Source organism: Achromobacter sp. D10, from assembly GCF_035282245.1.
Lineage (GTDB): Bacteria > Pseudomonadota > Gammaproteobacteria > Burkholderiales > Burkholderiaceae_B > Achromobacter > Achromobacter insolitus.
In genome coordinates this window covers 108544-127792 of the sequence record NZ_JAYJLE010000009.1, presented here as the reverse complement: position 1 = coordinate 127792, position 19249 = coordinate 108544, and the positions used below count along the sequence as shown (strand labels likewise).

The window sequence follows — 19249 nt, the reverse complement described above, 5'->3', positions numbered from 1 at the left end:
GCCCGCGGTAGCCTGACCCGCAGCACGCCTCATCAGCATTCGCAACAACCGACGTCTGGCGATCATGACCGGACGCGCCCACCAAGGAATGGAGACTACACATGCTACGTGCCCTAATGTTCTCGGCCTGCGCGCTTGCCGCCTGCGCCCCCGCCACCGCACAGCAGTACCCGAACCAGCCCATACGCGTCATCGTGCCGTTCACGCCAGGCGGCGGCACCGACTTCCTGTCGCGCACGGTCGCCGCCAAGCTCTCGGACTCGGTCAAGTGGAACGTCGTCGCCGAGAACCGCCCGGGCGCGGGCGGCACCATAGGCATTACCACCGCCGCGCGCGCCAAGCCCGACGGCTACGAAATCGTCATGGGCCAGGTGGACAACCTGGCCGTGGCGCCGTCGCTGTACGCCAAGCTGGCCTATGACCCGGTCAAGGACTTCGAGCCCATAGGCATCGTGGGCGAAGCCCCCCTGGTGGTCGTTGCCAACAAGAATGGTCCGTACAAATCCCTCAAAGACCTGATCGCCGCCGCCAAGAAGGCGCCGGGAACCATCAACTACGGATCTCCCGGAGCCGGCACCATCACCCATCTGGCCGCCGAGCTGCTACAGCTGCAGGCAGGCATCAAGCTCGTCCACGTGCCCTACAAGGGCTCCGGGCCAGCCATGGCAGACCTGCTTGGCGGCCAGGTCCCCGTCATCTTCACGTCCATCCCCTCGGCCGCGCCGCAAATCAAGGCGGGCAGCGCCATCCCGCTGGCGGTGACCTCGCTCAAGCGCAGCCCGGCGATGCCGGACGTACCCACCGTCGCGGAATCTGGCTATCCCGACTTCGACGTGCGCGTCTGGTACGGACTGCTCGCTCCCGCAAACACCCCCAAGCCCATCATCCAGACGCTGAACACGGAACTGAACAAGATCCTGGCATTGAAGGACGTGCAGGATGCGCTCGCGGCCCAGGGCGCGACCGCCATGCCCACCACGCCCGCGCAGTTCTCGCAGACCATCGCCGCGGACTATAAGAAATGGCGCGGCGTCATCCAGTCCGCCAACGTGAAGCTTGAATAGATCGGGCGCGCGGCCTTGCGGCGGCCGCTACCTCAGAAGGCAAGCGCATTCAACGCCTGCTCTGCCTTGAAAACAGCCTAGATCAAACGCATGCAACGCCTCATGCTTATGCACGACGCTCCCCAGGGGAGCGCCGCGCATACGCTTGGATGATGAACCCCAGCAGCATTGACAGCGAAAGGGCCAGTCGAGACGATGACCTCGGCGCCACAGGTTTCAACGTGGTGCAAGTGAAGGAGGCTCATCATGTCAATCTCATGCAGACGACTGGAGGATGTGATTGCGGTCTCGGCAGCAGGAGACCAGTACCGGATCGAGCGACATATCATTCAAGAACCCGCAACGGACGAAAGTCCCGATCCACACATAGTGCTGCAATGCCGCCTCTCCACCGGCGGCACCGTGATCTGGGAGGGCAAAGACGTGTACCGGCTCAAGTCAGGTGAAATTCTCCGGCCGGTGACTCGGAGGAAGAAGAAGAACTTCTTTGAAGGCTGAAGATGAGAGGCCCGCGAGCGCAAGCCGCGGGCTTTTGTTTGGAAGCGGGCCGATGAACGGCCTGGCGGCAAGAGTCTAGGCCGGCGAGTCGGCCTGCTCGCGGCTGACCTGGAGCAGCTTCCGGTCACTCAGCCTCAGGGCCGTGAGGCAACCGCCGGTCACGCAGCCCGTGTCCAGGCAAACCACGTCAGAGCGCACCATCAGGCCCAGGGCCGCCCAGTGCCCGAACAGGATGCGCGCGCCCTCGGCGGCTCTGTCTGGCACGTCAAACCAAGGCAGCGCTCCCCCCTGCCGCCTTCCAGGCACGGACCTGGACGCGGAGGTCAATTCGCCGTGAGCGTTGCAAAGGCGCATGCGTGTGAATGCGTTGACAATGAATCTGACGCGGCGCGCCCCCGTCAACCTGGCGTTCCAGCCTTCCGCCGTCGGCCCGTCGAACATGCGCATCCGACGCCGCCACTGGCCATCCCCGAGCAGGTTTTCAACTTCACCCGCCAGGGACATGGCTTCGGCAACCGCCCAGCGCGGGTGTATGCCAGCGTGGGTAAGGACATAACCCGCTTCGGCATGCATCAATGGAAGACGACTCAACCAATCCAGCAAGACATCGGCGTCGGGAGCGTTGATCAGATCATCCACCGTGTCGTGCCTGCCGGGCTTGATGCAGCCCGCCGCGATGGACAACGCCCGAAGATCGTGGTTGCCCAACACGGCCGTGGCGCGTCCGCCCAAGCCCATGACGCGCCTGAGCGTAGCGGCCGACTGCGGGCCTCGGTTGACCAGGTCGCCCACGAACCAGACCCGGCATGCCGGGTCATCTGCGATCTCTGGACGCGACAGCAATGCGTCCAGAGATGCGCTGCATCCGTGGACATCGCCCACCGCCCAGATTTCCGGCTTCGCTTGTACGTCGATCGGCCCAGGTGTTTGTGGCATGGCTGTCCCCAGCATACGGCGCTCCCGTTTTTCGGACTGCGCCGGCGTGGCGTGGCTCATATCGAACCTGTCGTTTCTCGGTGCTTCTACTTATTCAATTGCCTTTTGATGGCCGAAACAGAAACGCCCACCACCGCGACGGCTTGCCGGATTTCCTCCTCTGTGGCGCCCAATTTTTCCATCCAATACTCCAGGTCACGCTGCTCATTCACGTTGACCCACCATCTTTCGCTTGGAGCCAGGGTATTAAGCTTATCCATAATATGACCCTCTAAGACTCCCATGAAGGGACAAAGCGCGCGAACAGAGCACGCCCAGCCAGCCGTTGACACGTCGGCCAGAGACTGACCCATTGATCCGCTTTGCACCTTGATGGTCCAGACCGAGGCGATCGCCCCTTTGTACCGGGCACTACCCTTGGAGTGAGTGCCGGCCTGCCCCGGCGTTGTAAGCCGGGTCGCCCAACTTGCCGCAAGTCGCGTACCCAAACGAGCGACCGTGATTCCCGCCACCGCGGCGGCACTGCGCGTGGCGACGGGGGTGCCAGGTACGCAAATTGCTGAGAGGCGTCTGGGTGTTGCCCCGCAAGGCAGGACAGCGCGACGGGGTCATGCCGGAACAACCAGGATATGCCATGCACACCCCCAAGAAGGCAACACCCTCCGTGCTGGCTGGCAACGCAACCGTGTCGCTGCTGCCGCCGCGGGCGCCGCATGGGGTTGCGCCGGTCGCAGCCAATAACGGGGATGAGCCTGCGGACGCGGCGTCCGCTCAAGAGGATGCGGCCCCCGCCCCTGCGAGGAGACGCCCTCGCTTTTCCACCAGCCTTTGGCTGGCCTTGCTGCTCTGGGCCGCGGTTGCCCTGACGCTGACCTTGCTCGATCTCGCATTCCGCCTGCTGGCGCCGTGACGGCTGCCGCGTCTAAGCCCCCGGGGTCTAGACACTAAAGCCGAGGAATGAGCGAACCATTGGCCTCGCACGGGTGTCGCAGCGCCACATCGTTGCACGACTGACTCTTGCACTTGATAATTGAGCTCCCAGCATCGTGACCTGGAGCACCGATGAGCATTGTTGAGCCCCCGGAACAAGGAAAATCGAGTCTCCTCGGCAGCTTGGCCCTGCTCGACGAACCCTACCGCTACAAACTGCTGGTGGAGGCCGTTCTTGACTACGCCATTTTCCTGCTCGACGCCGATGGCTACGTCGCAAGCTGGAATGCCGGTGCGCAACGCTTCAAGGGTTACCAGGCGTCCGAGATCATCGGGCAGCATTTCTCGCGCTTCTATACGGAAGAAGATCGTCTCGACGGAGTCCCCCAGCGGGCGCTGGCCATCGCATTGAGCGAAGGTAGGTTCGAAGCGGAAGGTTGGAGAGTCCGCAAAGATGGCTCGCGATTCTGGGCCAGTGTCGTAATAGATCCCATCCGGGATTACGGAGGCCAGCTCGTCGGCTTTGCAAAAGTCACACGCGATATCACGGACAAACGGCGCAACCAGCTCGAATTGCAGGCGACGCAACAAGCGCTGCATCGTGCTCAAAGAATGGAAGCGCTTGGACGCGTCACGGGCGGCCTTGCCCACGACTTCAATAACTTCATTTCGGTCATCAATGGGGCAGCCGAACTGCTGCGCGACCCGACCCTCACGACCGAAAAGCGGCTTAAATACATCAACGCGATTGCCGACACAGCGCAGCGCGCCACCCACCTCACGAATCAAATGCTGGCGTACGCCCGGCGCCAGCCCCTGGAGCCCTGCCACATGGATGTGGGCTTATGCGTCCAGGGAATGAAGCAGATTTTCCAAGGCGCACTCGGCGCCGCAGTTCGGGTGGAATATCAGTTGCCTGAGGAAACGTGCCACATCAATGCCGACATCAGCCAGCTCGAGAATGCGTTGCTGAACCTCGTGGTGAATGCCGGGGACGCCATGCCCTTCGGCGGCAATGTAAAAATTGCAGTCCGCTGCGTCGATTCACTCCCCGACGGACGCGTACACGCGCACGACGGTCAATACGTGGCGGTCAGCATTTCCGACGATGGCGAAGGCATCCCGCAAGAGGTCCTGGATCACATTTTCGAGCCGTTCTTCACCACCAAGCCGGAAGGCAAAGGCACGGGCCTTGGTCTGAGCCAGGTTTTCGGGTACGTCTCGCAATCCGGTGGCCATATCGATGTCGTCAGTAGCCCGGAAGGGGGGACGACCTTCACGTTGTACTTCCCCAGGGTAGGCGCTGAAGCGGCTGACTGAACATTCAAGCATTTCCCCCAAAGACGGCACTGCCCCCCAAGGCTAGCAGGAGAGCAGTGCTTCCAACTCTCGAATGATCTCGCCAGGCACCCAAGGCTTGGGGACGAACTTTGTCGCCGGCGGCAACGTAGCCACAGGCGGATGATGGCGGCCCGATGTCAGCAGCACGGCAATCTTAGGCAGTTCAGTGTGTATTCGCGCTGCCAGTTCCAGGCCATTCATCGATCCAGGCATCTCGATGTCCGAAATTACCGCATGGATGCCGGCTTGCCCCGTAAGCCATTGCATTGCCTCATCCGCATTACTGGCCTCGCAAACGGCATAGCCCTCGACAGTCAATATCTCGGCCAGGATCCAACGGGCGGTCTCGTTGTCTTCCACGACGAGAACGACCTTCTGTGCGCCGCAAACGTTTTTGGCGTCCGTCATCTGCTTATCCGATTGAGTGTGCGTCGGGGAAGTTTCCATACGCTGCGACGTCGCGCAGCGACGTGCCGTTGGGACGCGCTTGGCGCGCAACGCCACCGCCGCCAGCAAGCCTCATGCCTATGCAGTATCGGCGGCAAATGCGAGGCATGCAACATGGCACAAGGCCTAAATCGGCCTCTAGGCACCGGGCGGCGGCGAGGCGCCAGCCGCCCCCGAATTCAATGGCAGGCGCACCGTAAAAGCCGTCCCGAAGTCGTCCGATTCCACTTCGATCGCACCATGATGCGCCATGACGATACTGCGGCAGATATAAAGGCCCAGGCCTATCCCCGCCGCCATGCCACCCTCGTTTGGAATGGCCAGCACGCGCGTGAGGGGATCGAACAGCGTCGGGAACGCGCTGCGCGGAATAGGATTGCCTGTATTGGCCACGACAACCTCCACGCCCTCCGCTTGGCCGGTCACGATCAGATCGATCCCGCCCTTGCCGTATCGCGCCGCGTTCGACAGCAGATTGAAAAACAACTGCCCTATCCGGCCCGCATCCCATGTTCCAGCGGTTTCTCCTTCATGGTTGAGCCTGACGCTGACATGGGGAAACAGCACATTGATTTCTTCGATGACGTTCTGGCAAATGCGGCCCATGTCCTGCCGTGTCAACTCGAGAGGCAATGGGGCTCCCAAGCGGGAGCCGGAGAACACGAGCAGGTCATCGATCATTCTTTTCATACGAAGCGCGCTGCGCTGCATATAAGCGGTGGCTTTGATGCCCGCCGGCGAAAGGCTCTTGTCGCAAAGCAGAATCTCCGCGGAATTCAGCACCACGCCCAAAGGCGAGCGCAGGTCGTGCGCCAGCACCCCGGAAAACAGGTCTCGGACTCGTTGCGCCCGCAGGGCATACTGTCGAACCGACTCGGTGAGTCCCTGGTCGATCGCCTCATTGAAGCGGATCATCTGCTGGAAACCACCCGGTCCTGTAGCACCATTCTTTTCCCACTGGCGCAGCACACTCGCGCGCAAAGCCCGGAATTCCGCCACGACGTCGTTCAGTCCGAAACCTTGGGCGAATCGCCTGTTCGCATGCTCTATGGAGACCTGATCGAAGCCGTCGGCCAAGCCGCTTTCGACGCCCAGGGACTTGTCTCGCTGCTGTTCCGGGGACTGATCCACGCGCATGTTCGCGGCAATCTTGACCAATAGATTCCGGCCGGAGTTGCGTAGTTCCGCGCCGGAAAGGTCAGCGGTGTCCACGCTCAATTCCCTGGCGTATTGTTCCCAATCCCCGACAAGCTCATCCAGATGCGCGTCTATGAAGTCCGAGAGGTCCATTGTGGTCATCCCATGTTGAAAGCGCCCAGCATCTCCAGTGCGGGTGCTACACAATGACGATCATATCGTTGCCCAAAAGGGCAATCAGCGGTGCGATAAATCCGTGCGGCCTTTCGGTGACTTTAAGGCATACGGGATCGATGGGTAATTTCAAAATTTGACCGTGGAAGCAGTTGGACACGGACGTTGGCCGAGGCGCTCCAAAGCGCCCGGAACACTGGTTTGGAATCCTGGCGGCGGCACGAGAACCGAAGCACATGCAGTTGGTGGCCATGCTCACGTCGGAACATGGCCTGGGCCACGGTCATGCGAACGCGCCGGTCGCGTATCACCTCGCCCGGAAAAAAGGCGGCTAGCCGCGGGCGGGAAGGCTGCGCCGCAGCGAACTCGCCCAGCAGGCCGCCGCCTGTCTCTCGAAACCGCCATAGCGGCTAACTCGTCACAGGGGCATGGCCGGCGGCCATTGATGGGTCTCACTTTGGCAGGCTCGACACCAGTTGTAGAGCGCTTCATAGATCACCATCCCATGTTGAAGCATGGCATGGTCATCCGCTGCGTACAGGTGCGACAAACCCAACGAGATCGCATAAAGCCCGCTGGACTGCGCAGTGAGCTCAAGGCGTGAGGTGTCGGCACCCCGCACGACGAGCGCCAATTGACGCAATGCGGGGTCTGCCTCCAGCTCGAATTTTCTCAGGAACGCGTCGAAACTACAGCACTCGCCGACATGCGAGAGTTCCACGCCAGGAATGTCGTAGGGCACGGCGCCAGATTCCTCGGCGATCCGCAATACATCGCCGGCTGGCACATAGAGAAATTCGGGTGTCTTGTCGATAAATCGCGCAATCAGCCATGGGCAGGCAATGCGGTCGATCTTTGGACGTGCTCGGGTGATCCATTTCATGGTTCTACTCCTTCGCGTTTGGGGCTTCCTATCATCCGTGGGGAATCAGTGGATAGACGACCAGGCCGATCAGAGCGGCAGCGGCGACAACGACAGGTTCGGGCAGCCTTTTGAATTTCCAGAGCAACACCGCCGTCACCACGGCAAGCAGTGCGGTGGGAACGTCTTTGATCGATCGCGCCCCGATAATCACCACGGCGCCGGCCAACGACCCGATGGCGGCTGCGGTTACTCCGTCGACGAACGCTACGATTCCCGGCCTTTTACCGTACCTTTTGAAGTAGGGAGCCGGCAGGACGGTAAAGAGATAGCAGGGCAGAAAAGTCGCGAGCGCCGCAGCGACGGCGCCCCAGAAGTTCGCGACCAGAAAGCCGATGAACCCCGTGGTGATGACGACGGGGCCTGGGGTAATCATCGCGACCGCCACGGCATCGAGAAACTGATGATCGGTAAGCCACCCATACTCCTTTACGACGCCGCTATACAGGAATGGGACGATCGCCAGGCCACTGCCGAAAACAAAGCTGCCGGCATAAAAAAAGTACTTCGTGATCTGCCAGAGCCTGGTCCAGTCAACTTCGGACAGCCCTGCGAGCGCCAGAAAAGGCATGATGCTTGCGCGCAGCGTGCCGGATGGCTTCATGAATTTCGGGGGTGCGCGCAGCAGCCACACCAAGACACCCGCGCCGAGGAAGAGCCAGAGTTCCTCGGATTGCGTGGCAATCGTCACGGTCGCCGCGGCAGCGAAGATTGCCCATAGCAATTTGTCCTTGCCGACGTTCTTGGCAGACAGCTTCCACGTGCTGATGGCGATGATCCCGATGACCGCAGAGCTCACGCCATAGAACACCGCCTGCATCCACCCCAGGCCGCCAAGGTGCACATAGGCCCAGCCTAGCGCTACGACCATCAAAAAGGACGGCAGCACGAAAGCAACGCCGACCAGCGTAGCGCCCACGTAGCGGTAATGGACAAAGCCCAGGTAAATAGCCAATTGCGCGGCCAACGGGCCAGGCGCGAGCTGCGCCAGGGTCAGCCCTTCCTTGTAATCCGCCTTGGAGAACCAGGCTCGCCGCTCTACCAGATCACGATCCATGTAGCCCGCCAGAGCTACTGGCCCCCCGAATCCCAACGTGCCGAGCCGGACGAAATACCACACCAGCTGCCACAGGGTGTAGGTGGGCAGGTTCGCGTCTGGCGCGCTCTCGCCTCGAATGGACGTGTGGGGGGACGGGTTCATGATGCGCTCCGGTCCGTGGGAATCAGGTCTTTCTTCCGCCTGAAAAATGGGCATACAGGGAATCGAGCACGACCCCGATCTCAGCCAGCAGCGAGTCATCATCGGGCAGGCGCTTGCGCGCGCCGGCCAACATGGCCTCAAACCCGACCGCCTCCGGCACCTCTGCTCCGCCTACATCGAGCGCATGGACCAACTCGCCAAGCCGTACCAGGCCGCGGTCGCCATCCAGGCCAAAACTGGCGAGCAAAACCTCGAACGAGACCCGGTCTCCCACGTGGGTGAACGTCGCGCCGTCGAAATCGAAGCCAAGCGCCTCGGCCGGGCAGTCCTTGGGGCTTTCCAGCCACAGGAAGCGCGCCGATGGATCAATAAAGCGCTGGATCAGCCAGGCGCAGGCCACCCGATCGACCCAAAGATGTTGGCGAGTCGCCCACAGGCGGCCGCGATGGTGCGTCGGATCGCGGCGCGCGATACCGCCCGCGGTCGCGTGTGGCTCGCCTGGGGACAAGATATTGGCGACGGCGTTGGAAAAATCGCGCCATTGCGCCTGAGCACGCAGCGATGTCTCTCCGGGGAAGAAGTCGGTCCGGCGCAAGGCCTGGTAGCTGCGCTCATGCCGGCGCAAAAGCCGCCCCAAATCCGGCGCTCTCGATCCGGTCAGCGTCGGGCGCGCCACCGCCAGTTCACCGAGCCATCGCTCGTACTCCTCTGTCCGATCGAACAGGGCCATGAAGGCCTGGGTTTCATCTTCGTCCTGGGCCTGCACACGCAGCAGCCAGGCTTGCCCCCCTTCTTCCACAGTCTCGGCTGCCAGGTCGGAAAGCTGGGTAGCCTGTTCGGCATGCGCCGGCAGCAGATAGGCGCCGTCGCGCAAAGCAGCGCAGCCGCAGGCCTTGAGTTTGCGCCAGACGCGCATGCGTGCAGTCGCGCCGCCAGTGGGCAGGCTGACGATCAGGAGGAGCCATGAGGGCGGGAGCGTATTCATAGTCGGGAGCTTAGGTGGTTAAAGCGATCCCTACAATGATGTAGAGATCGCTACATAAGCTTAGCCCCGACTCTGCGCCCCCCGCTCGGCTCCTCGCATTTGCGCGAACGCCGAGACGCGGGCTACGGCGTACCGGACCGGGTATGTCACCCAAATCGTAGGCAGTGACGTTGAAGACCTGAAAGACTGGAAAGTCTACGCGGCCGCTGACGCACTTGACCTTCCCACGTTGTAAAGCCCCACTCTTCTCCCCGCTACCCTTTTTCCTTGAGCAAGGAGACTCCCATGAATATCGGTGATGCATCCAAGACCTCTCGGGTGCCGGCAAAGATGATCCGCTACCACGAGCAGATCGGGCTGATACCCGCAGCGCACCGCAATCTGGGCTTTTCAGTCGCCGAAACCAAGGATCTGCCGAGCCTGAGGAACGCCTGGCCGAACTGGACCGGCGTATCGAGAGCATTTGGCAAAAGGCCGAAACGCATCGGCTAACGAAACATCAGGAGCCAGATATGCCCAAAATCACCGTACTCCCGCATGCCGAACTGGCGCCCGAAGGCGCCGTGCTGGAGGTTCGGGTCGGCACCACGATCTGTGAGGCTTTGCTTGCCCATGGGATTGAAATAGAACATGCGTGCGACATGAGCTGCGCCTGCACCACCTGCCATTGCATCGTGCGTAAGGGACTTGAATCCTTGAACGAGGCTAGCGAATCCGAGGAAGATCTTCTCGATCGCGCGTGGGGGCTCGAATCGCAGTCTCGCCTGAGCTGTCAAGCGACCGTGGCCGAGGAAGACCTTGTCGTCGCCATTCCGAAATACACGATCAACCATGCCAAGGAAGAACATTAGGATCTTCATGACCCGTTATCAGTGTATCCAGGACAATTTTTTGATTGTATTGGTCTTCGGCATTTATAGTGCGGTGCGCTTTTCACGGTAGACAGTGCTGCCAGCGCCTTCTTCAACCCACTGGGCCATTTTCAATCGAGATCATGGTCCTGAATGCCCAGGAGTAATACACATGCGCCAACGCATCGGACATGCATTGGATGGCCGCTGGCTATGGATCGCGGCTCGCATCTTGATTGCGGTGGTTTTTCTGTCATCCGGGATCGCCAAGCTCATTGACTTCCCGGGCGCCTTGGCCGAGATGCGGGCAGCGGGCTTGCAGCCAGCATGGCTTTTCAACATCCTCACGGCGACGGTGCTGATCGGCGGTTCGGTATTGGTCCTGCTGGACAGAGCGCTTTGGTTGGGTGCTGTTTCGTTATCGGTATTTCTATTGCTGACCATAGCGATCGTCCACCGCTTTTGGGCGCTCGAAGAACCTCAGGCCACCCAAGCGCTGTACTGGGCTCTGGAACATGTATCGCTTGTCGGCGGCCTGGTCGCGGCCGCCATTGCCAGCCGCTTCAGAAAACGGCTGCAGGTGGCATTGGAACTCCACTGCGGCGTATCACAACGATGAAAAGCGATTGCTTATGGCGTGGTATCAAGCTTCATCCGACACAAGCGTGCGCTGGACTGGATTAACCCAGCGGGTGATCAGGCTAGATCGATCACTTCCCGCACGATTCCGAGCGCATGCCGCAATGTCCGCAGATCGACCGATCCTAATGCAATGCGCAGGGCATGAGGCGTACTTGCTCCCACCGAAAATGGCTCGGCAGTTGATACCGATATTCGTCGCTCCAGAAGCGCCATGGCAACCGCCTCGGCGCGCACCTCTTCGCCTAGTGGCAACCAGACGAAGTATGAAGCGGGATGGCTGATGGGGTGCATGCCGGCGAACACCTCTGCCACCACAGCCTGCCTGACCACGGCGTCCCGGCGCTTCTCGCTTACCAAGCGTTCCACCGTTCCGTCAGTGAGCCATGCACAGGCGAGAGAGGTCATTGCCGCTGGAGTATTCCAGATCGTCGCTCGAATAGCTCGTTCCAGCCGGGGAATCCAGGCTGTCGGCGAGGCTATGAAGCCGACGCGCAAGCCGGCGGCTACACTCTTGGACAACGCCGTCACATGAACACACCGCTCCGGCGCAAGGGCTGCGAGAGGGAGAGGCGGATCGCGCTCAAGAAACGCATAGGGTGCGTCTTCTATCAGGATCAGGTCGTACCGTCGCGCAAGCGACACCAAGCGCTTGCGGCTTTCGAGATCTTGTACCCAACCCAAAGGATTGTGCACGGTCGGCATTGCGTAGATAGCGCGCACAGGGCGCTTTTTACACAGTCGCTCCAGTGTGTCCAAGTCTGGGCCAGAGCCCGATGCAGGCAACGGCATGAGATCCAGCCGGCACTGTTCTGCCAGCGCCTTGAATCCAGGATAAGTCAGTGCATCAACGGCGACCACATCTCCAGGTTGTAGCAATGCCATTACTACGACGGCTAATCCGTGTTGAGCGCCATTAACCACCAGCAACTGCTCTGGCTCCACCGGCACATTCGACATGGCCAAGTGTCTGGCAAAAATCGCGCGCTCATGAGGGCGACCAGCATGGGGATGACAACGAAGAAACGCATCTAAGTCGCCGGCGGCCGCCAATTGCCGCAACGCCGAGCGCAACAATTCGGCTTGCTCTGGCAAGGCGGGATAATTGAAGTTCAAGTCGACCATGTCTGCTGCGATGGCCTGCTGATCCATGCCCAAGCCGGAAGGCAGCGCTATTTCCCGCACAAAGGTCCCTCGGCCGGCCTCCCCTATGGCCAGCCCCATCGCCTCGAGTTCGGCGTAGACACGGGTGGCCGTAACCAGCGCTATTTTTTCCTTGCCGGCCAATTGACGGTGCGTGGGCAGGCGGGTGCCTGGCGGCAATTTACCTGAACGGATCTCGGCAGCAAATTGGTCAACCAACCGTTTGTAGCGCGCAATAGCCATCAATCGACAAGCCCATGACAATTTTCTTATTGTAATGAAATGAGTTGGGCCATGACCCTCGATAGTGCTTTAAAGAACCGCCGATTTCCGCTCTTTTGTTGCTGCGGGGTGTGCGGCGTAATGAACTGCCACCTCCAGCCGGTGCCCGAACTAGCGCGAGTTGGTCATTTCGCGCCCCCAGGTCATGCCGGCGGAATGCGGCGCGGTAATCTACGCCATACAAATCTCACCCCTCGAAGAACTCAAATGCGCTTTCGCCCGGCTGTCGTTTCAGAACTCCCCCAACTGGCTTGCCTTGCGCTTGCGTCAAAAGCGCATTGGGGATATTCGACACAGCAACTCCAAATGTGGCGCGACGACCTGACACCGCGCGCATCTTGGATTGGCAAGCGCCCGTTTATCGTCGCAGAAAACGACGCGGGTGTAGTGGGCTTCTATACGTTGGAGGCAAACAAGGACGGAACCTGGGCTCTCGATAATTTGTGGGTCTGCCCAAAATTTATTGGCCAAGGATTCGGCCGCGCGTTGTTCTCGCACGCGATGCAAGCCGCCCGAAATCTCGGCGCAACGGTGGTTACTATCGACGCAGAACCCTACGCAGAACCTTTCTACGTCGCTCAAGGCGCGCGGCGCAATGACGTCGTTCGGGCGCCAATAGAAGGTATGCCTGAACGCATAAGACCCCAACTCGAGTTTTGCTTGGTTAACAGGCGAGGTTGAATTCGCGGCGCCGCCCTGCCGGCGTAAAGCATAGTTTCGGCAATGGCGCGGGCGGATGAGGGCCAATGGAATCGACCAACCTGGCGAAGGCCGCGATGCCAATCGCCGCATGCCGAGGGAAAGCACGACGATAAAAAAAGGCACTTCGCTTGCGCGTAAGTGCCTGATTTCATTTGAATTCTGTGGGGTGGCTGATGGGACTCGAACCCACGACAACCGGAATCACAATCCGGGACTCTACCAACTGAGCTACAGCCACCTCTGATACTGCTTTTCTTTTTGCTGAACCGCTTTTGAAAGAAGCTCAACAACGAAGAGGCCGAATTCTAGCACGTTTTTTTGAGGATGTGAAAGTGGCTCTCGCCTTTGCCACTTGCCAGCGCCGGCCGCCTTGGTATCCTTCGGCATTAATCATCATCGGAGGCCGCTCTTACGCCATCGCTATGGACCGCATACACGCAATCTTGATCGATTACTGGCCCCACCTGGTATTTGCCATCAGCATCGTGGCCGGGACTGGCGCGGCGGTGCACGCCGCGATGACCAAACAGGACGTGCGGGCGGCCATTGGCTGGGTAGGGGTGGCGCTGTTTTCACCGCTGTTCGGCGCCCTCTTCTATTTCGTGGCGGGCATCAACCGGATCCGCAAGACGCGGCTGTCGCAGCAGCGCGACGAAGCAATGGTGGTGGATGCGGAGCAGGTCGAGACCGCGCCCGTGGACGTGGTGCCGATCTCGGGCCAGCAGTTTGCCTCGCTGAAGGTGCTAGGCGACCGCGTCAGCCGGTTCCGCCTGCTGGGCGGCAACGCCGTGCAGCCGCTGGCCGGCGGCGACGAGGCCTACCCCGCAATGCTGCAGGCGATCCGGGACGCGCGCCATGCGGTCGCCATGCAGAGCTATATCTTCGACAACGATGCCATCGGACGCGAGATGGCGCAGGCGCTAATCGAGGCGCGCGCGCGTGGGGTCGAAGTCCGAGTGCTGATCGACGCCATCGGCTCAAAGTATTCGCGCCCGCCCATCGTGCGCATGCTGTCGCGCGCCGGCGTGCCAGTGGCGCGTTTCATGACCAATCCGCTGGGCGTGCTGCGCATGCCCTACGCCAATCTGCGCAGCCACCGCAAAGTGCTGGTGGTTGACGGACGGGTGGGCTTTACCGGCGGCATGAACGTGCGCGCGGCGTTCGTCAGCGCGCTGGCAGGCGATGGCACCAACCGCGATACGCACTTCCGCGTCGAGGGACCGATCGTCACGCAGCTGATGTCGGTGTTTGCGCACGACTGGAATTTCACCACGCACGAATCGCTGCCCGCCCGCCCCTGGTTCGATCCCGAAGCCTTGCCGCCCACGGGCGATGTGCCGATGCGCTGCGTGCCCTCGGGTCCGGACCGCGCCCTGGGCAGCACGCATAACATGTTGCTGGGCGCGCTGGCGGTGGCGCAGCGCCACGTGCGTATCCAGTCGCCCTACTTCCTGCCCGACCAGACGCTGATCGGCGCCCTGGCTACCGCTGCGCGGCGCGGCGTGGTGGTGGACATCGTGATTCCGGGCAAGAACAATCTGCGGCTGGTGGACTATGCAATGACCGCGCAGCTGGACCAGGTGGTGCGCACGGGATGCCGAGTCTGGCGTTCGCATGGGGCGTTCGACCATTCCAAGCTGATGACGGTGGACGACGCCTGGGCGTATGTTGGATCGTCCAACCTGGACCCGCGCAGCCTGCGGCTGAATTTCGAGCTAGACACCGAAATCTACGACCCAGGCGTAGCCCGCTGGATTGGCGCCCGCGTGGACGCGCTGGTCGCGCAAGGCCGGCGCGAAACGCTGGAGAACCTGCTGCGCGCACCGTTTGCCAAGCGCTTGCGCAACAAGGTGATCTGGCTGGCTACGCCGTATCTGTGACGGGGCACGCCAAGTGACGTCAGCACGTCAACTACGGTAACCTTGCGCAATGCGCTACGAACTTACCGATCTCCGTCTGTTCCTTGCGATTGCCGAGGCCAAGAGCCTGTCCGGCGGCGCCAACGCGGTGCACCTGACCGCCTCCTCTGCCAGCTATCGCCTGAAGAACCTGGAGTTCGCAATGGGCGTGCCGCTGTTCAAGCGGGAAGCGCGCGGCATGGAACTCACGCCCGAAGGCGTCTTTGTGCTGAAGCACGTGCGCTCGTTGCTGGCGGGGGTGGAACGTATGCATGGCGAAGTCAGCGGCTTCGCGAGCGGGCTCAAGGGCAGCGTCAAACTATTCGCCAACAGCAGTTCGCTCAACGGATTCATCGTTCCCAGCCTGAGCCGCTTCCTGTCCGCCAATCCCAACGTCAATATCCTGCTCGAAGAACGGTCCAGCAATACCATCGAGGCGGCCATCGCCGGCCAGGAGGCAGATATCGGCATCTTCGCAGGAAGGGCCGAATCCGCCGGCGTCAACGCGACGCGCTACGCGGTCGATGAACTTATCATCGCGGCCCCCTTGAACCATCCCGTGGTGGAGAATTCGCCCGTGCGCTTCCCGGCCGTGCTGGACCTGGATTTCGTCTGCATGAGCCGTAGCAGCAGCAACTATGTTTTCCTGCGCGACATGGCAAAGCTGGCGGGCAAAACGCCCAAGGTGCGCATTCACGTGCATACCTTCGACGCCGTGCTGTCCATGGTCGAGGCTGGCGTGGGCGTGTCCCTGGTGCCGCGCAGCGTGGCCGCCACCGCGCTGCGTGAAGAGCGAATCGCGGCCGTGGCCTTGAGCGAGCCCTGGGCGTTGCGTGAGCTTACGCTCGTCACGCAGGCCGGCGTGACACCCTCGCCCTTCGTGGAACAGGTCGCCGAGTACTTGCTCGATGACCCGATCGTGGCGGCAACACGCGAACAGGACTGATCCGCGCAAATCCAGCCGATGGGCCCGGCGGCGGTGCATCCGATGGCGGGTTCCAGCCTGCCGGCGGCATTCCCATGGGTCCAGTTTCGATGGACCGACCACAATAGTCCGCCGCAACGGGCAACACCCTACTTTTGGCGTTTGCGCTCCAGGAATTCATTCATGAATTTTTGGGGTTCACCGGTATTGAATGCCGCTCCGAATTCCGCGACGCTATCCTCGATCGCCTCATCCACCGACATCGTCTCCCAGCGACGCAACAGCTTCTTCTGCTGACGCAGCGCCGCCGGCCCCAGCGCGGCGAACCGCTCGGCCAGCTTGCGCACGGCGTCGTCCAGTTCAGCCTTGGGCACCGCGGCGTTGACCAGGCCCCATTCCCGGGCAAGGCGCGCGTCGATCAGTTCGCCGGTCAGCAGCAGCCAGGCACTGTTGGCGGCGCCGATCAGCGACGGCATGAGCGCGGCGTGGATCACGGAGGGAATGCCCACCTTGACCTCTGGCATGCCGAACTGCGCGTCGTCGGCGCTGATGCGCAGGTCGCAGGCCAGGGCGAATTCGAGGCCGCCGCCCAGGCACCAGCCCGGGATGCGCGCGATGACCGGCACCGGGAAATGCCGCACCGCGTTGCACAGGTCGCGCAGGTTGGAGATAAAGCGCCGCGCCGTGGGCTCGTCCAGCGCGGCCATTTCCGCGATATCGGCCCCGGCCACGAAAGCGCGGTCGCTCGCGCCGCGCAGGACCAGCACGCGCACCGACTCGTCCTCGCACAATCGGGCCAGCGCTTGCCGCAGGCCGTCGATCACTGGCGTGCTCAGGATATTCAGGACGCCCGCGTCCTCTATGGTCAGGGTGGCAATGCCGGACGCGTCGATCTCGGCGCGGGCGTGGGAAACGGCAAAGGTCTTGATGCTCATGATGGTTCCTCGTTACTGCATTTTCTCGAACTTGATGTCCTCGACCACCGTCTTCCAATGGCCATAGGACCGGGCGATCAATGCCCCGAATTCTTCGCGCGACATCGGGCTGGGCACGGCGCCCTGCTTCTCGATGGCTTGCACGGTGGCGGGATCGGCCAGCGCCTCGCGCACCGCCGCGTTCAGCTTGTCGAGCACCGCGGGCGGTGTACCCGCGGGCGCGGCAAGGCCGAACCAGGACGGATTGTTCATGGCCGGCAGGCCGGCCTCGGCATAGGTCGGCACGTCGGGCAGCACCTTGAGCCGCTGCTTGGCCGCTACTGCAAGCGGGCGGATGCGCTCGCCCTGGATCAGCGGGTAGGAGGACGGGATGTTGTCGAACACCACCTGCACCTGGCCGGCCACTAAGTCGTTGAGGGCGGGTCCCAGGCCTTTGTAGGGAACGTGCAGCATGCGGGTGCCGGTCGTCTTCAGGAACAGCTCTCCGTTCATGTGGCTCAGACCGCCATTTCCGGAGGACCCGAAGGCGTACTTGTCCGGCTCGGCCTTCAAGAGCCGCAGGAATGCCGCCAGATCCTGAGCGGGCACCGCGGGATTCACGACCAACACGTTGGGGACGTCGGCCAAGTTGCTGACGGGCGCGAAATCCTTGATCGGATCGTAGGCACTCCTGGCGTAGACGTTGGGGTTGACGGCGTGCGAACTTTCCACCGCCATGACCAGGGTGTAGCCGTCAGCGGGCTGCTTCGCAGCATAGGCCGATCCGATACTGCCGCCGGCGCCGGGCCGGTTTTCGATGACGACGGACTGCCCAAGCCGCTCACCGAGTCTCGCACCGACCACGCGGGCAATGATGTCCGTGGTTCCGCCGACTGCGTAGGGCACGACCAGGCGGATGGGTCGGTCGGGATACTCGGCAACGGCCGTGGCCGGCAGGATGGCGCAAGCGCAAAGCGCTGCCAGGGAAAAACGTAGGGCTTTCATTGTTGTCTCCTCGGATGAATCACAGAATCGCGGTATCGGAGAGCACGGCATGCGTGTGCTCGCCGAGCAGCGGAGGGGCCGCGCCCAACGCCTCGGGCGGGCTGCCGGCCAGCAAGGGATTGCGCACCAGGCGCAGCTCGCCCAGCACCGGATGCGTGGTGGTCTGCAGCAAGCCGCGATGTTTGACCTGGGGGTGCGCGAACACCTCGTCCAATGTGTGGATGGGTCCCCACGGCACGCCCGCGAGGTCGAAGGCGTCGGTCCAGCGCTGACGCGGGGAAGCCGCCAATGTGCCGGCAATCAGCGGCCGCAGGCTGTCCATGTTCTCCAGGCGCGCGCTGTTAGTGGCATAACGCGCGTCGGCCGCCCATTCCGGGTGCCCGACCACGCCGCTGAAGCGCGCGAACTGGCCGTCGTTGCCGACCGCCAGGATGAGGTGGCCGTCCGCGCAGGCGAAGACCTCGTACGGCGCGCAGTTGGGGTGGGCGTTGCCGCTGCGCTTGGGCGCCTCGCCCGACACCAGGTAATTGGCGCCCTGGTTCGCGTTCAGCGCCACCGCCACGTCCAGCAGGCAGATGTCCAGCGGCATGCCGCGTCCGGTCTGGTCGCGCTGGCGCAAGGCCGCCAACACCGCCGAGGTGGCGTACATGCCGGTCATCAGGTCCACCACCGCGACGCCGGTGCGCAAGGGGCCCGCGCCGGGCGTGCCGTCGGGTTGCCCGGTGTAGCTCATCAGCCCGCCCATGCCTTGAAATACGTAGTCGTATCCCGGCTTGCCAGCCATGGGGCCGGACTGGCCGTAGCCCGTGATGGAGAGGTAGACGAGGCGCGGATTGCCCCTCGCGAGCGAGGCATAGTCCAGCCCGTATTTGCGCAGGCCGCCGGCCTTGTAGTTCTCGACCAGCACGTCCGCGTCGGCCACCAGTTCGCGCACGCGAGCCGCGCCCGTTTCGGTGGAGAAGTCGATGGCGACGGATTGCTTGCCGCGGTTGCAGGCCATGAAGTAGGCCGACATCGACGCGCTGTCGTCAGCCGCGCGCAGATCCGGCGGCCCCCAGCCACGGGTATCGTCACCGCGCTCGGGATGTTCCACCTTGATGACCTGCGCGCCAAGGTCGGAAAGATTCTGCGTGCACCAGGGACCCGCGAGGATGCGCGAAAGGTCCACGACTTTGACGCCGCGCAAGGCATTGTGAAGCATAGTGTCTCCGTGATTCAGGCGATCCGGAAAATTATGCAGGCCGACTCGCGCGAC

Annotated in this window: 22 protein-coding genes and 1 tRNA gene; 11 read left to right on the top strand and 12 right to left on the bottom strand. The window is 62.1% G+C overall.

Going from position 1 to position 19249, the window contains the following annotated elements:
* Positions 1-101 precede the first annotated feature (101 nt).
* Positions 102-1064, top strand: a complete 963-nt coding sequence (locus VCS63_RS21510) for a Bug family tripartite tricarboxylate transporter substrate binding protein (RefSeq protein ID WP_063641079.1) — start codon at positions 102-104, stop codon at positions 1062-1064.
* Between the two features lie 246 nt (positions 1065-1310).
* A complete protein-coding gene (locus VCS63_RS21505; protein WP_042794535.1) occupies positions 1311-1562 on the top strand; it encodes a hypothetical protein in 252 nt (83 codons plus the stop codon).
* 75 nt (positions 1563-1637) lie between these two features.
* On the opposite strand, the gene VCS63_RS21500 is transcribed toward VCS63_RS21505, so the two are convergent.
* Both VCS63_RS21500 and VCS63_RS21495 read right to left on the bottom strand, forming a co-directional pair.
* Positions 1638-2498 (bottom strand): symmetrical bis(5'-nucleosyl)-tetraphosphatase, encoded by an 861-nt coding sequence (locus tag VCS63_RS21500; protein WP_323881010.1) that lies wholly within the window; start codon positions 2496-2498, stop codon positions 1638-1640.
* Positions 2499-2584: 86 nt separating this feature from the next.
* The gene (locus VCS63_RS21495) at positions 2585-2758 is read right to left on the bottom strand and encodes a DUF3606 domain-containing protein (protein ID WP_076817810.1); all 174 of its coding nucleotides are present in this window, start codon (positions 2756-2758) and stop codon (positions 2585-2587) included.
* Positions 2759-3132: 374 nt separating this feature from the next.
* Between VCS63_RS21495 and VCS63_RS21490 the strand changes: the two genes are divergently transcribed.
* Both VCS63_RS21490 and VCS63_RS21485 read left to right on the top strand, forming a co-directional pair.
* Positions 3133-3408 carry a hypothetical protein gene (locus VCS63_RS21490; protein WP_063641077.1) on the top strand — a complete coding sequence of 92 codons (276 nt, stop codon included), beginning with the start codon at positions 3133-3135 and terminating at the stop codon, positions 3406-3408.
* Between the two features lie 152 nt (positions 3409-3560).
* Positions 3561-4748, top strand: coding sequence for a two-component system sensor histidine kinase NtrB (locus VCS63_RS21485; protein ID WP_076814753.1), 1188 nt, complete (start codon positions 3561-3563; stop codon positions 4746-4748).
* A gap of 42 nt (positions 4749-4790) precedes the next feature.
* Here the strand turns inward: VCS63_RS21485 and VCS63_RS21480 are convergent, their stop codons facing one another.
* Positions 4791-5177, bottom strand: coding sequence for a response regulator (locus VCS63_RS21480; protein WP_323881009.1), 387 nt, complete (start codon positions 5175-5177; stop codon positions 4791-4793).
* A gap of 177 nt (positions 5178-5354) precedes the next feature.
* Positions 5355-6506 (bottom strand): sensor histidine kinase, encoded by a 1152-nt coding sequence (locus tag VCS63_RS21475; RefSeq protein ID WP_175199436.1) that lies wholly within the window; start codon positions 6504-6506, stop codon positions 5355-5357.
* Positions 6507-6679: 173 nt separating this feature from the next.
* Here VCS63_RS21475 and VCS63_RS21470 point away from each other — a divergent pair, with 173 nt between their 5' ends.
* Positions 6680-6862 (top strand): DUF4287 domain-containing protein, encoded by a 183-nt coding sequence (locus VCS63_RS21470; RefSeq protein WP_416379206.1) that lies wholly within the window; start codon positions 6680-6682, stop codon positions 6860-6862.
* Positions 6863-6945: 83 nt separating this feature from the next.
* Here the strand turns inward: VCS63_RS21470 and VCS63_RS21465 are convergent, their stop codons facing one another.
* The 3 genes from VCS63_RS21465 to VCS63_RS21455 are packed head-to-tail and all read right to left on the bottom strand — an operon-like array spanning position 6946 to position 9635.
* Positions 6946-7410, bottom strand: coding sequence for a chromate resistance protein ChrB domain-containing protein (locus VCS63_RS21465; RefSeq protein ID WP_323881008.1), 465 nt, complete (start codon positions 7408-7410; stop codon positions 6946-6948).
* Between the two features lie 31 nt (positions 7411-7441).
* Complete coding sequence (locus VCS63_RS21460; protein ID WP_088607734.1) at positions 7442-8650, bottom strand: chromate transporter; 1209 nt, start codon at positions 8648-8650, stop codon at positions 7442-7444.
* Positions 8651-8672: 22 nt separating this feature from the next.
* Positions 8673-9635: a chromate resistance protein ChrB domain-containing protein gene (locus VCS63_RS21455; protein ID WP_076814762.1), complete on the bottom strand. Its 963-nt coding sequence runs from the start codon at positions 9633-9635 to the stop codon at positions 8673-8675.
* Between the two features lie 285 nt (positions 9636-9920).
* Between VCS63_RS21455 and VCS63_RS29770 the strand changes: the two genes are divergently transcribed.
* From VCS63_RS29770 to VCS63_RS21440, 3 genes are all read left to right on the top strand, one after another.
* Positions 9921-10127 carry a MerR family DNA-binding transcriptional regulator gene (locus VCS63_RS29770; protein WP_063641070.1) on the top strand — a complete coding sequence of 69 codons (207 nt, stop codon included), beginning with the start codon at positions 9921-9923 and terminating at the stop codon, positions 10125-10127.
* A 20-nt stretch (positions 10128-10147) separates the two neighbouring features.
* Positions 10148-10486, top strand: coding sequence for an ISC system 2Fe-2S type ferredoxin (fdx, locus tag VCS63_RS21445; protein ID WP_082884634.1), 339 nt, complete (start codon positions 10148-10150; stop codon positions 10484-10486).
* A gap of 172 nt (positions 10487-10658) precedes the next feature.
* Entirely contained in the window at positions 10659-11105 is a 447-nt protein-coding gene (locus tag VCS63_RS21440; protein WP_063641068.1) for a DoxX family protein, read from the top strand.
* 77 nt (positions 11106-11182) lie between these two features.
* On the opposite strand, the gene VCS63_RS21435 is transcribed toward VCS63_RS21440, so the two are convergent.
* Positions 11183-12511, bottom strand: a complete 1329-nt coding sequence (locus tag VCS63_RS21435) for a PLP-dependent aminotransferase family protein (RefSeq protein ID WP_175199439.1) — start codon at positions 12509-12511, stop codon at positions 11183-11185.
* A gap of 345 nt (positions 12512-12856) precedes the next feature.
* Here VCS63_RS21435 and VCS63_RS21430 point away from each other — a divergent pair, with 345 nt between their 5' ends.
* Positions 12857-13231 (top strand): GNAT family N-acetyltransferase, encoded by a 375-nt coding sequence (locus VCS63_RS21430; RefSeq protein ID WP_187639876.1) that lies wholly within the window; start codon positions 12857-12859, stop codon positions 13229-13231.
* A 183-nt stretch (positions 13232-13414) separates the two neighbouring features.
* Here the strand turns inward: VCS63_RS21430 and VCS63_RS21425 are convergent.
* A tRNA-His gene (locus VCS63_RS21425) sits at positions 13415-13490 on the bottom strand.
* Positions 13491-13674: 184 nt separating this feature from the next.
* On the opposite strand from VCS63_RS21425, the gene cls reads away from it, so the two are divergent.
* Together cls and VCS63_RS21415 are read left to right on the top strand one after the other, a co-directional pair.
* Positions 13675-15132 carry a cardiolipin synthase gene (gene cls / locus VCS63_RS21420; RefSeq protein WP_323881003.1) on the top strand — a complete coding sequence of 486 codons (1458 nt, stop codon included), beginning with the start codon at positions 13675-13677 and terminating at the stop codon, positions 15130-15132.
* A gap of 49 nt (positions 15133-15181) precedes the next feature.
* Positions 15182-16096, top strand: a complete 915-nt coding sequence (locus VCS63_RS21415; protein WP_042794543.1) for a LysR family transcriptional regulator — start codon at positions 15182-15184, stop codon at positions 16094-16096.
* 128 nt (positions 16097-16224) lie between these two features.
* On the opposite strand, the gene VCS63_RS21410 is transcribed toward VCS63_RS21415, so the two are convergent.
* The 3 genes from VCS63_RS21410 to VCS63_RS21400 are packed head-to-tail and all read right to left on the bottom strand — an operon-like array spanning position 16225 to position 19195.
* The gene (locus VCS63_RS21410) at positions 16225-17010 is read right to left on the bottom strand and encodes an enoyl-CoA hydratase (protein WP_323881001.1); all 786 of its coding nucleotides are present in this window, start codon (positions 17008-17010) and stop codon (positions 16225-16227) included.
* A 12-nt stretch (positions 17011-17022) separates the two neighbouring features.
* Complete coding sequence (locus VCS63_RS21405) at positions 17023-17994, bottom strand: tripartite tricarboxylate transporter substrate binding protein (protein ID WP_323880999.1); 972 nt, start codon at positions 17992-17994, stop codon at positions 17023-17025.
* Between the two features lie 19 nt (positions 17995-18013).
* The gene (locus VCS63_RS21400) at positions 18014-19195 is read right to left on the bottom strand and encodes a CoA transferase (RefSeq protein ID WP_323880997.1); all 1182 of its coding nucleotides are present in this window, start codon (positions 19193-19195) and stop codon (positions 18014-18016) included.
* Between the last annotated feature and the right edge of the window lie 54 nt (positions 19196-19249).